The organism is Micromonospora sp. CNZ285 (assembly GCF_004637285.1).
Genome location: NZ_SPQD01000001.1, coordinates 5,824,017 through 5,836,218, shown reverse-complemented (window position 1 = coordinate 5,836,218; position 12,202 = coordinate 5,824,017). Strand labels below are relative to the sequence as shown.

Annotated in this window: 12 protein-coding genes; 1 reads left to right on the top strand and 11 read right to left on the bottom strand. The window is 72.3% G+C overall.

Features of this window, described 5'->3' with window-relative positions; genetic code table 11:
• Window positions 1-11: 11 nt before the first annotated feature.
• The 4 genes from CLT75_RS26815 to CLT75_RS26800 form a co-directional block, all read right to left on the bottom strand.
• Entirely contained in the window at window positions 12-1,913 is a 1,902-nt protein-coding gene (locus CLT75_RS26815; protein ID WP_135242984.1) for a CDP-alcohol phosphatidyltransferase family protein, read from the bottom strand.
• Entirely contained in the window at window positions 1,910-2,653 is a 744-nt protein-coding gene (locus tag CLT75_RS26810) for an ABC transporter ATP-binding protein (RefSeq protein ID WP_013283732.1), read from the bottom strand. Before CLT75_RS26810 ends, CLT75_RS26815 begins: the two co-directional genes overlap by 4 nt.
• Window positions 2,654-3,481, bottom strand: coding sequence for an ABC transporter permease (locus tag CLT75_RS26805; RefSeq protein WP_135242983.1), 828 nt, complete (start codon window positions 3,479-3,481; stop codon window positions 2,654-2,656).
• 66 nt (window positions 3,482-3,547) lie between these two features.
• Window positions 3,548-4,918: an L-serine ammonia-lyase gene (locus tag CLT75_RS26800; protein WP_135242982.1), complete on the bottom strand. Its 1,371-nt coding sequence runs from the start codon at window positions 4,916-4,918 to the stop codon at window positions 3,548-3,550.
• Between the two features lie 897 nt (window positions 4,919-5,815).
• On the opposite strand from CLT75_RS26800, the gene CLT75_RS26795 reads away from it, so the two are divergent.
• A complete protein-coding gene (locus CLT75_RS26795) occupies window positions 5,816-6,019 on the top strand; it encodes a PspC domain-containing protein (RefSeq protein WP_135242981.1) in 204 nt (67 codons plus the stop codon).
• Between the two features lie 84 nt (window positions 6,020-6,103).
• Here the strand turns inward: CLT75_RS26795 and CLT75_RS26790 are convergent, their stop codons facing one another.
• The 7 genes from CLT75_RS26790 to pdxH all read right to left on the bottom strand — a co-directional run bounded on the left by CLT75_RS26790 (window position 6,104) and on the right by pdxH (window position 11,997).
• Entirely contained in the window at window positions 6,104-6,880 is a 777-nt protein-coding gene (locus CLT75_RS26790) for a DUF4230 domain-containing protein (protein WP_135242980.1), read from the bottom strand.
• Window positions 6,881-6,979: 99 nt separating this feature from the next.
• Window positions 6,980-8,140 carry an acyl-CoA dehydrogenase family protein gene (locus CLT75_RS26785; RefSeq protein WP_135242979.1) on the bottom strand — a complete coding sequence of 387 codons (1,161 nt, stop codon included), beginning with the start codon at window positions 8,138-8,140 and terminating at the stop codon, window positions 6,980-6,982.
• 31 nt (window positions 8,141-8,171) lie between these two features.
• Window positions 8,172-8,477 (bottom strand): type II toxin-antitoxin system VapB family antitoxin, encoded by a 306-nt coding sequence (locus tag CLT75_RS26780; RefSeq protein ID WP_013283726.1) that lies wholly within the window; start codon window positions 8,475-8,477, stop codon window positions 8,172-8,174.
• Window positions 8,478-8,530: 53 nt separating this feature from the next.
• Window positions 8,531-9,133, bottom strand: a complete 603-nt coding sequence (locus tag CLT75_RS26775; protein ID WP_135242978.1) for a nitroreductase family protein — start codon at window positions 9,131-9,133, stop codon at window positions 8,531-8,533.
• A gap of 2 nt (window positions 9,134-9,135) precedes the next feature.
• Complete coding sequence (locus CLT75_RS26770) at window positions 9,136-10,062, bottom strand: aldose 1-epimerase family protein (RefSeq protein ID WP_135242977.1); 927 nt, start codon at window positions 10,060-10,062, stop codon at window positions 9,136-9,138.
• 16 nt (window positions 10,063-10,078) lie between these two features.
• Entirely contained in the window at window positions 10,079-11,371 is a 1,293-nt protein-coding gene (locus CLT75_RS26765) for an MFS transporter (RefSeq protein WP_135242976.1), read from the bottom strand.
• Window positions 11,368-11,997 carry a pyridoxamine 5'-phosphate oxidase gene (gene pdxH / locus CLT75_RS26760; protein WP_209310504.1) on the bottom strand — a complete coding sequence of 210 codons (630 nt, stop codon included), beginning with the start codon at window positions 11,995-11,997 and terminating at the stop codon, window positions 11,368-11,370. The genes CLT75_RS26765 and pdxH overlap by 4 nt, the downstream gene beginning before the upstream one ends.
• Window positions 11,998-12,202 lie beyond the last annotated feature (205 nt).

Below are 12,202 nucleotides of genomic sequence, written 5' to 3'. Positions count from 1 at the left end.
CCCGCCCTCCGTCAGCCCGGCGAGCGCACACCCCCACGGGCGCGGGCCGGCAGGACCACCCAGGCGAGGACCACGCTCGCGACAAAAACCACGAGAAGGTACGCACCGAGTGTAGCCAGAGCGATACTCGCATACCCGGCGATCAGCCCGATTGCCAGCAACACAGAACGTGCCGCCCAGCCCAGCGTGGCCGCGTGCAGCGGCGGTGCTGCCTGGCGCTTCTCCAGCCGGGCGGTCAGGTCGTAGTGCAGCAGCGTGAGCACCAGCACGTACCCGAAGATCAGCCAGGCCGGCGCCCGGCCCGCCACCCCGACCGCGATGGCGAACAGGTACTCGGCGGCCCGCAACGCGGCCGGCACCAGCCAGTCCAGCGACCCGTCGTGCGGCGCCCGCGACGCCTGCGCGGCACCCAGCAGCAGCACCAGCGCGAGCACCGGCACCCACACCGGCAGGTCGCCGCCGCCGTGCACCGCGAGCAGCGCCCACACCAGCGTCCCCGCCGCGCCGAGCGCGCCGAGCACCGCCAGCAGCAGCGGCCGTCGCGCGGTCGGCAGCGTCCGCACCAGCAGGCCGTCGTCGCGGTGCAGACCCGCGTCCACAGTGGTCAGCACCGGCACCCGCATCCACCGCGCCCGCAAGGTCCGCAACCCCCCGGTGTACGCGAACGCCAGCGTCCCCCAGACCAGCACCGCGACCAGCGCCACCAGCGGCCCGAACAGCGCGGCGGCGATCGCGATGAGCGCCCACCGCTCACCGATCGGGAACACCACTGTGCGCTTCAGCCAGTACGACACCGAGCCGGTGTCCGCCTGCACCCGGGTCGACGCGGCGTTCAGCTTCCCGCCGATGCCACCCGCGTCGGCGCTGACCACCTTCGGCCGCCGGGCCGCCTCGTCGTGCAGCGCGCCGTACCAGGTGTCGGTCATGTGCCGCACCGTCTGCAACGTCATCGCGGCCAGCGCCAGCGCCCAGCCGTACCGGAATCCGGCATGCGTGGCGCCGAAGCCGAGACCGGCGTAGACCACGTACTCCTTGAACCGGTCGGCCATCGTGTCCAGCCAGCCGCCCCAGGCGCTGAAGTGCCGGGTGTAGCGGGCGAGCTGCCCGTCCACGCAGTCGAGCACGAAACCCAGGTAGAGCAGGACCGCGCCGGCGACCAGCGCGGGCCGTCCACCCGTGCCGAACAGCACCGCCGCGGCCACCGCGAACGCCACCGAGACCATGGTGACCCCGGTCGGGCCGATCCCGATCCGGGCCGCCGCCTTCGTGACGTACGGCGACCAGGTGCTGACGAAGAACGTGGTGAAGAAGTCGTCCCGCTCCTTCACCGACAGCCTCAACTCGGCCCGGTCCTCGTCGACGGCGGCCACCGCCGACTCGGCCGCCGCCCGCTGCGCCTCGTCGCCGACCCGGTGCGCCACGAGCAGACGTACCCGATGGGCGAAGATCAGCGTGCCCCCGGCGGCGAGGTCGGCCACGAGCCGGTCCACCGCGCCCAGCGGCCCGCTGCCCGCGGCGCGGCGGGCGGCCTCGGTGAGCGCCGGCAGGTCGGCCGCGCCCACCCGCAGCGCGCCACCGAACACGCCGCTCGCGTCGGCGGCGCCGACCTCGACCACCTGCCCGCGCTCCTCACGCACGGTGGCCTGCCCGGGAGCGGGCGGATCGGTGAGCACCAGCGCCACCGTCGGCCCCACCGGGCTGGTCGCGAGGTGCTTGAGTACGGCGGTGTGCGCCACCAGGTCAGCGCCGCTCACCAGCACCGGGCCGGTCGCGCCGGCCACCAGGTCGGCCAGTTCGGTCAGGTCGGCGGCGATGCGCACGTCGTCCGCCCCGGCCCGGCGCCACTGCGCGGCCAGCCGTTCGGTGAGGTGGCCCGCCGCCGGTTCGGCGGCGAGCACGATCGCGAGCGTCACCGCTTCGCCGCGTCGGCATAGGCGGCCAGCGCCTCGTCGATCGTCCCGTCGACGATCAGCCGTCCGGCATCGAGGTACAGCCCCCGACGGCAGAACCGGGTGAGGTCCTTGTCGTTGTGTGACACCAGCACCAGCGTGCGCCCTTCCGCGAGAAGTCGCTCGATGGTCGCATAGCACTTCGCGCGGAACTCGGCGTCCCCGACCGCTGTCACCTCGTCCACAAGCAGCACCGGGTGCGGCAGGTGCGCGATCACCGCGAAACCCAGCCGCACCTTCATCCCCGACGAGTAGTGCCGCACCGACGTGTCGATGGCGCGTTCCACCTGCTCACCGGCGAACGAGACGATCTCGTCGAAGTGTTCCCGCAGGTACGCTGACGACAGGCCGTGCAGGCCGCCCACCAGGTAGAGGTTCTCCCGGCCGGTCAGGTCGCCGGAGAACCCGGCGGACAGTTCGAGCAGCGGCGCCACCCGGCCGTGCACCCGGATCGAGCCCTCGTCCGGGATGAGTACACCGGCGATCAGCCGCAGAAGCGTGCTCTTGCCGGTGCCGTTGCGGCCCACCACGCCCACCGTCTCGCCCGGCTCGACCCGGAACGACAGGTCGCGCAACGGCCAGAACCGGCCCGCGTCCGGGTCGCGGGCGCCCCGGTGCACGATCAGCTCCCGCAGCCGCAGCTGACGGCGCCGGTTGCGGACGAACCGGATGCCGAGCCCGTCCGCCTCGATGATCGGCGCCATTCAGAGTTCCTTCAGCACTGCCGGTTCGAGGCGGTGGAACGCCCACCAGCCCAGCGCCAGCACCAGCACGCTGCCGGACACCGTGATCGTGAGCAGCCGGGCATCAGGGAACTCGTCCGGATACCAGACCGCGTGGTGCAGCTGGAAGATCCCGACCAGCGGGTTCAGCTCGTACCCGATCTTGAGCCAGCCCGGCATGCCCGACTCCCGCACCAGGTCGAGCGGGTAGATGATCGGCGTCGCGTAGAACAGCAGCCGGATGATCAGCCGCATGGTGCGTTCGATGTCGCGCATCAGCACGTTGCCCGCCGACAGCAGCAGCGCCAGGCCCACCAGCAGCACGAACTGCACCGCCACCGCCAGCGGCAGGGCGAGCAGGCTCCAGCCGGGGCGGATCTTCCCCTGGCTCGCGTAGATCGCCGCGACGGCGGCCAGGACCGGCAGCCCGGCCAGGTACTCGGCGAACCGTCCGGCGACCCGCCCGATCGGGAAGATCGGCCGGGGCAGGTTCATCGTGGTGATCAGCCGGGACTGCCCGGTCAGCGCGTTCGCGGCCTCGGTCAGCGCCGAACTCGCCCACATCCAGGCGAAGATCCCGGTGATCAGGAACAGCGGGTACGACCCGGCCGCCTCGCCCAGGTGCCGCCGGGTCGCACCGGAGTAGAGCACGCCGAAGACGAACCAGTAGATCAGGCCCATGCCGAGCGGCTCGATCAGCGACCAGAAGTAGCCCAGCACCGACTGCTGGTACTTCACCGCGAGGTCCCGGCGGACCAGGATGCGCAGCGAGGTGCGGGCGGACCAGAGCGCCGCGACGCCTGACGTCACCGCATGATGGTCGCTTTGTCAGTAGCGCTCCCGGGCCGGGTGCGGGCCGGGATCACCCCAACGGGGTCAGCACTCGATCACGTTGACGGCGAGCCCGCCCCGCGCGGTCTCCTTGTACTTGACCTTCATGTCCGCGCCGGTCTCCCGCATGGTCTTGATGACCTTGTCCAGCGACACGTGGTGCACCCCGTCGCCGCGCAACGCCAACCGGGCCGCGGTGATCGCCTTGATGCTCGCCACCGCGTTGCGCTCGATGCACGGAATCTGCACCAGGCCACCCACCGGATCGCAGGTCAGCCCCAGGTTGTGCTCCATACCGATCTCGGCGGCGTTCTCCACCTGCTCCGGCGTACCGCCCAGCGCCTCGGCGAGCCCGGCCGCCGCCATCGAGCACGCCGAACCCACCTCACCCTGACAGCCCACCTCGGCCCCGGAGATCGACGCGTTCTCCTTGAACAACACACCGATCGCGCCCGCCGCGAGCAGGAACCGGACCACGCCCTCCTCGGAGGCACCCGGCACGAACCGGGTGTAGTAGTGCAACACGGCCGGGATGATCCCGGCGGCACCGTTCGTCGGCGCGGTGACCACCCGCCCGCCGGCCGCGTTCTCCTCGTTGACCGCCAGCGCGAACAACGTCACCCAGTCCATCGCGCGCAACGGATCCCGGCTACCGGTCTCCGCCTCCAGACCGCGCCGCATCTCCGCCGCGCGCCGCCGGACCTTCAACCCACCCGGGAGTACGCCGTCACGGGTGCAGCCGTTCTCCACGCACTCGCGCATCACCCGCCAGATCTCCAGCAGCCCCGCCCGCACGTCCGCCTCGCTGCGCCAGGCCAGCTCGTTGGCGAGCATCACCTCACTGATCGACAGGCCGGTCTCCGAGGTGACAGTCAGCAGTTCCGCACCGGTGAGGAACGGGTGCCGTACCCGGGTCGTGTCCGCCTTGATCCGGTCCGCCCCGGCCGCCGCCTCGTCCACCACGAACCCGCCGCCGACCGAGTAGTACGTGCGCGTCCGCACCTCGTTCCCGGCCGCGTCGTACGCCGCGAACGTCATCCCGTTCGGGTGATACGGCAACGACCGCCGCCGATGCAGCACCAGATCCGTGTCCGGGTCGAAGTCGATCCCCTGACTGCCGAACAGCTCGAGCCGCCGCTGCGTACGGATCCGCTCCACCCGAGGCCCGACCGAGTCGGTGTCGACGGTCTCCGGGACCTCGCCCTCCAGTCCCAGCAGTACCGCCCGGTCACTGCCGTGCCCATGCCCGGTCGCACCCAGCGAGCCGAACAGCTCCGCCCGTACCCGCGCCACACCGGCGAGCTGACCGTCGGCCTTCAAACCCGCCACGAACGTACGGGCAGCCCGCATCGGCCCGACGGTGTGCGAGCTGGACGGCCCGATACCGACGCTGAAAAGATCGAAAACACTGATCATTTGCTGTTTCCTCGCCGTCGTCCCCGTTGTGCGGATCCGAGCCGGTGCGTAGGTGCCGCGCCCGCCGGGCGGGTAGACGGCCGGCGCCCGGGGTGGGGGCGCCCGACCGGCGAGCCTACCTCGCCCCCGTGAATACCCGCCCCCACTCCGCCACATACCCGACCCGGGCACACCTGTCCGCCCTCTCCCGCCCCTCTCCCGCCCCTCTCCCGCCCCTCTCTCGCCCCCTCTCCCGCCCCCTCTCGCCCTCCCCCGCCCGCTCAGGCCCACGCCCGCCCCGCCCGCCCTCGCCCACCCCGCCCTCGCGCCACTGCCACCGACTCCGCCGCACCTCTCCCCGTCGATCTTGGAGTTATGGCACCCAGGATGCCCGATTAACGCCATTCGCGAGGTGCCACAACTCCAAGATCGACGCGCTGAGGCCAGGCCCTGGGAGATATTGGTACCAAATGGCCCCCATAGGGGCACTTTCCTACCAAGATCTCCACTGATCCCAGTCAACGGAACCCCAGTTCCACGAGGCGGAAAGCGCTCGACGCAGCACCCCTCGCCGAGCCGGCCTCCCGCCCGACGCCACCCCACCACTCCCCCGATCTTGCAGTTGCGGCCCTGAACAACTGCGCGAATCGGGCACAACGGGGGCCACAAGTGCAAGATCGCGAGGGCAGCGCGAGGGCAGCGCGAGGCAGCGCGGGGCAGCGCGAGGACGGCGCGAGGGCGGGGCGAGGACGGCGCGAGCGCGGGGCGACGGAGCGGGGGTGCGTTGGTGGGGAGGGGCCGGGGTAAGCACCTACGGGTGCCCGGGTCGCCGATCCTCCTCGGGGCTGAGGGCGCGGCGCGTACCCCTTTCTACCGTGGAATCAGCGCGGCGGATCGCCGCAGAAGTGGGAGACGACGATGAGTCGCAAACTGGTCCGGCCCCGCCAGGGGCGCATGATCGCCGGTGTCTGCGCCGGCCTGGGGCAGCGGTTCGGCATGTCGGCCGGGATGGTCCGGCTGCTGTTCCTGCTGTCGCTGCTGCTGCCCGGCACGCAGGTGATCATCTACCTGGTCCTGTGGGTCCTGATGCCGAACGAGGACCGCTACCTCGCCACCCGCTGACGCGACACGAGCCGGTCGCCGGCACACACGCGATGCGCCCGCCCCGCATCATCGGGGCGGGCGCGCGGCGTCAGAGCAGGAAGGTCAGGGTGCCGCGTACGTGACCGTCACCTTCTCGTACCCGAGGGAGCGCAGCAGCCCTTCGAGCATCTTGCGGGTGTTCTCCTCGGCCCGGGCGGTGAGCCCGCTGTCCCGGGCGGCAGCGGTGATCCGGTCCTCGGCGAGCTTGTAGACCTGCTGCTGCCGGTTCGGGTCGCCCGCCACCAGGTCGTTGAGCCGGTTGATCAGGCCGCGCTGCTCGGCGAACACGTAGCTCTTGTCCATGTCCAGATCGGTCTCGCCGAGCTGCGGCGCGGGCAGCTTGATCTCGGCGGTCTTGCCGTCCTCGGAGACCACCACGGCACCGTCGGCGATCTTCGTGAAGTCGACGTACGCCTCGACCCGGCCCGCCCCGACGAACAGCGTGCGCTCGTTGAGCAGGAAGTCGGGCACGTTGCGCCTGTCGTTCTGCACGTCCACCACGACCTGGAAGTTGCCCTCGGCGGCGACGTAGCGGCTCAGGTCACGGATCGACTTGAGCAGCGGCGGCTGGCTGCGGTCGGTCTGCTCCTTGGCGAACGGGTTGCGGAAGTCGGGCAGCAGACCGGTGGCCTGCACGCCGAGCAGCACCACGACCGCCAGCGCCGCCGCGCCGAGCACCCAGAGCAGGCCGCGCACCGGGCCGCCGCCCGACGCCGGGGCACCGGGGGCGTACTCGCGGTCGTGGTCGGGCGAGCCCTCCGCCCGGTCGCGAAGGGACTCGCTGGTGGGGTAGTCCGGGAACTCCCGGGTGGGCTCGTTGATGTCACCGTCGCGGGCCATCGCCCTCACCGTCCTCGTCCGACACATCGACTGACAATGACGGTACGGCCACCGTGCGACAGTCGCTCGCCGAGCGCCTCGATCGGGTGAAACCGCAGGTCAGGCGAACGCGGACACGCCCGTCAGCCGCTGGCCGATGACGAGCTGGTGGATCTCGGAGGTGCCCTCGTAGGTGAGCACGCTCTCCAGGTTGTTGGCGTGCCGCATCACCGGGTACTCCCCCGATACGCCGTTGGCGCCGAGGATCGTGCGGCACTGCCGGGCGATGGCGAGCGCCTCACGGACGTTGTTCAGTTTGCCCACGCTCACCTGGTCGGGCCGCAGCGTGCCCGCGTCGGCGAGGCGGCCCAGGTGCAGCGCGAGCAGCATGCCCTTGTTCCACTCCACCGCCATGTCGGCGAGCTTGGCCTGGGTGAGCTGGAATCCGGCGAGCGGGCGGCCGAACTGGGTGCGCGTGGTCGCGTACTCCAGTGCGGTCTCCAGGCAGTCGCGGGCCGCGCCGAGCGCGCCCCAGACGATGCCGTGCCGGGCCTCGGTCAGGCACCCCAGCGGCGCCTTGAGCCCGATCGCCTCGGGCAGTCGCGCGTCGGCCGGCAGCCGGACGTCGTCGAGGGCGATCTCGCCGGTCAGGGACGCGCGCAGCGACATCTTGTGCCGGATCTCGCGCGCCGTCACCCCCGGCGTGTCCATGGGTACGGCGAAGCCGCGCACCCCGTCGTCGGTACGCGCCCAGATCACGCCGACGTCCGCGATCGGCGCGTTGGTGATCCACAGTTTGCTGCCGTTGAGGATCCAGTCGTCGCCGTCGCGGCGGGCCCGGGTGGCCATCGACCCTGGATCGGAGCCGTGGTCCGGCTCGGTGAGCCCGAAGCAGCCGATCGCCTCGCCGGCCGCCATGGCGGGCAGCCAGCGCTGCTTCTGCTCCTCGCTGCCGTAGCGCCAGATGGCGTACATGGCGAGCGATCCCTGCACCGACACCAGCGAGCGGACGCCGGAGTCGCCGGCCTCCAGTTCCAGGCAGGCCAGCCCGTACGCGACGGCGGACGCGCCGGCGCAGCCGTACCCGGTCAGGTGCATGCCGAGCAGGCCGAGCTTGCCGAACTCGCGGGCCAGTTCGCGGGCCGGGACCTGGCCGTCCTCGTACCAGCTGGCGACGTGCGGGCGTACCCGGTCGGTCACGAGCCGGCGCACGACGGCGCGGATCTGCCGCTCCTCGTCGCTGAGCGACGCATCGATGTCGAGCAGGTCGAGCGGAGTCATGGCGTCACCTTAACCAAGACTCAGGGAGACGTCACTCGCCCTGGTCACCGAGCACGAGCACCCGCGCGTGGATCTGGTTGCGCTGCTGGAGCGCCGCGCGCAGCGCCCGGTGCAGGCCGTCCTCCAGGTAGAGGCCGCCGTTCCACTGGACGACGTGCGGGAAGAGGTCGCCGTAGAAGGTGGAGTCCTCCGCGAGCAGCTTGTCCAGCGCGAGTTCGCGCTTGGTGGTGATGAGCTGGTCAAGCCGCAGCGGGCGCGGCGGAATCTCGGCCCACTGCTTCAGCGTGAGGTTGTGCTCCGGGTAGGGACGCCCGTCCCGGACCGCCCTGAAGATCACGGCGTGCTCTCCTCCCCAGGCCAGGCTGACAATGTGGATGTCAGCCTAACCGCTCAGGTCCACCGTCCCCGCCGCACCACATCCTGCACCGGACGCCGCCCTCGGCGCAGCGACGGTGACCGGTGGTCGACAGCTCGGTAACCTACTGTGATCGCACCGATCGGGTGCAGTTCCGGCGGTACCCCGAACGCCTCCCGGTACGCCCCGATGCGCTGCGGCGGGATGCCGAAGAAGCAGGCGCCCAGCCCCTCGTCGACGGCGGTGAGCAGCATCAGCAGCGCCGCGAAACCGGTGTCCACGTACCAGTAGGGCACCGGCCAGCGGTCCTCATCGCGGTCCGCCCAGCCCTTGTCCGCCTCGGCGTAGCGGTCCAGGTAGGCGTCGCGGTTGGCGTGCGGCACCACGATCAGCGGCGCCCGGCGCATCCCGGCCAGCCAGCGCTCCCGGCCGCCGCCACCGGGTGTGGACGCGGCCCAGAACCGTTCCCGGTCCTCCGGTTCCTCCAGTACCAGGAAGCCCCAGCCCTGCGAGAACCCGGCCGACGGGGCTCGCACGGCGTGGTCGAGCAGCCGGTCCACCACCTCCGGCGGCACCGGCCGGTCGGGGTCGTAGTTGCGCACCATCCGGCGGCGCCGGACGACCTCGGCGAACTCCACGCTCAGACCTCCGGGCGGACGCCCCAGGCGCCCCGCCAGGTCTGCCCCGGCTCCAGCATGATCAGGTCCTTGCCGGAGCGGAACGCGTCGGGCGGGCAGGTCATCGGCTCCACCGCCACGGACCGGCGGTGCCGTTCCCCGCCGAGGGTGTCGCCGGTGAACACCTGCCACCAGCCGAACTCGCGGTCCGCCCAGATCCGCAGCCCGGACGAGCCGTCCGGCGCGCTCAGGACCACCGCCGAGCCGCCGTCGGCATCCCGCTCGACGTCACCGAACGCGGTGTCGAGCACCAGGTCGCCGATCGGGCGCGGGCTGGTGAAGTCGAACTCGGAGCCTGCCACCTCGGCGGCGGCGACCGGCAGCAGACGGCTGTCCACCAGCACCCGGCGCCGGGCCGGCAGATGCAGCCGCAACTCGTCCACGCCGACCTTGGGCAGTTGCAGGTAGGGGTGCACGGAGAAGCCGAACGGCGCGGGCTCGTCGGCGAGGTTCGTCGCCTCGTGCTCGGCCCGCAGGCCGTCCGGGCCGACGCTCCACCGGGCCCGCAGCCGCAGCGCCCACGGGTAGCCGGGGCTCGGCGGCAGGTCGTAGCCGATGGTCACGCTGTCGGCGGACTGCTCGATCGGCTGCCACCGCACCCAGTTCACCAGGCCGTGCAGGGCGTTGTGCCGCTCCGGCTCGGTGAGGTCGAGCTGAAACGACCGCTCCCCGACCGTGTAGACGCCGTCCCGGATGCGGTTCGGCCAGGGCGCCAGCACCTGCCCGGCCGAGCCGGGGCAGACCTCGTCCTCGGCGTACCCGTCGAGGTGGTCCACGCCGTCGTAGCGGTAGGCCCGCAGCCCGCCGCCCACCTCGACCACGACGGCCTCGTGGCCGTCGGCCGCGATGGTCCACTGTGCACCGGACGGTGGCTGCGCGTCGATCCCCATGTCGGCGACCCTACCGTCAGTGGCGCTCCTCGGCGGGGGTGGTCGAGCGATAGCGCAGCAGCGCCGGGAACGCCACCACCAGCAGCACCGCGAGTACGGCGGCGGCCAGGCCGCCACCGACCATGGCGAAGCCGGTGCCGAAACCGGCGGCCATCGCACCGGCCCGCAGGTCGCCCAGGCGCGGACCACCGGCCACCACGACCGTGTTCACGCCCTGGAGGCGCCCACGCATCCGGTCCGGCGCGTAGACCAGCAGCATCGACTGGCGCAGCGTGGCGCTGACCAGGTCGGCGGCGCCGGCGACGCCCAGCAGCACCACGGCGACCCACAACTGACCGGCCAGCCCGGCGAGCGCGATCGCCACGCCCCAGCCGACCACCGCCACGGTGAGCGCGAGACCCTGGCGGCGGACCCGCCCGATCCACCCGGAGGTCAGGCCGCCGAGCATCGCGCCGATGGCGATGGAGCTGTAGAGCCAGCCCACCGCCGACGCGCCGCCGAAGCGGTCCTGCGCCAGTTCCGGGAACAGCGCCCGCGGCATGGCCAGGATCATCGCGATCAGGTCGATGGCGAAGGAGAGCAGCAGCACCCGCGTGGTCGCCAGATAGCGGAAGCCGTCGACGATGCTGGCGAACCCGGCCTTGCGGACACCGCCGTCCGGGTCCGGCGCGGGCGGCATCGCGGGCAGCCGCAGCGTGGCCCAGAGCGACGCGGTGAACAGCAGCGCGTCCGCCGCGTACGCGATGGGCAGCGCCACCCCGACCTGCCAGGCGGCGAAGATCAGCCCGGCGGCGAGCGGGCCGAAGACGGCGGCGGCGGTGAACGTGGTGAAGTTCAGCGTGGTGGCCGCCGGCACCAGCTCGGCCGGCACGAGCCGGGGCAGGATCGCGCTGCGGGCCGGCGAGGTGATCGCGAAGGCGGTCGACTGGAGGGCGACCAGCAGCAGGAGCAGCAGCGGGCTGCGCACACCGGCCAGCGACTGCACCAGCAGCCCGAGCGTCGAGGCCCAGAGCACGCAGCCGCCGGCCAGCAGCACCCGGCGGCGGTCCCGGGCGTCGGCGACCGCGCCGCCCCACAACCCGAAGAGCAGCAACGGTACGAAGCCGGCGATGCCGAGCAGGCCGACCCAGAGCGAGCCGCCGGTCAGGTCGAACATCTCCACCGGCACCGCCACGGCGGTGAACTGGAAGCCGAACATGGCGATCGCGTTGCCGGTCCAGACCCGCCGGTACGCGGGCACGCGCAGCGGGCGCAGGTCGATCGCCCAGCGGCGCGCATCCCGCCGCCGGGCCTGCGTGACGTCGGTCACGGCGCGAGCCGCTCGACGACGAAGACCCCGTCCCCGGTACGCCGGAAGCGGAGCCGGTCGTGCAGCCGGCTGGCCCGGCCCTGCCAGAACTCGACGGTCTCCGGACGGACCCGGAACCCGCCCCAGTGCGGCGGCGCGGGGATCGGGTCCACGTCGGCGAACCGCTCGGCCGCCGCCCGGTACGCCTCGTCGAGCGCGGCCCGGTCCGGCACCACTGCCGACTGGGCACTCGCCCACGCCCCGAGCTGCGAGCCGCGCGGCCGGCCGGCGAAGTACGCCTCGGTCTCGGCCCGGTCCACCTGCTCGACCCGGCCGGTCACCGTCACCTGCCGCTGCATCGGGAACCAGGGGAACACCAGGCTGGCCCACGGGTTCCCGGTCACCTCGGTGCCCTTGCGCGACCCGTGGTTGGTGTAGAAGACGAAGCCCTCCGGGTCGTACCCCTTGAGCAGCACGGTGCGCCCGCTGGGCCGGCCCCGGTCGTCGGCGGTGCCGAGCACCATCGCGTTCGGCTCCGGCAGCGGATGGGCCACCGCGTCGGCGAACCAGCGGGCGAACTGGGTGTGCCAGTCCGGCGCCAGATCCGTCTCGGTCAGGCCCAGGTCGGCGGCGTACTCGTTACGCATACCGGCCGGGGCGGGTGTGTCGCCTGTCACTGTGGTAGTCCCTCTCCCGGGCGTGCCGGCGTCCCCCGACGCTGGCCAGGCCCCGGTACCCAGTCTTCTCCTTCCCGAACGGGCGTCCACCGGCGGGGATGTCGCGTGGCGCACAGTGGCTGTGGGTCGCGCAGCGCGTTACCCACCGGGCAAGATGTTCCGAACCACATCCCTG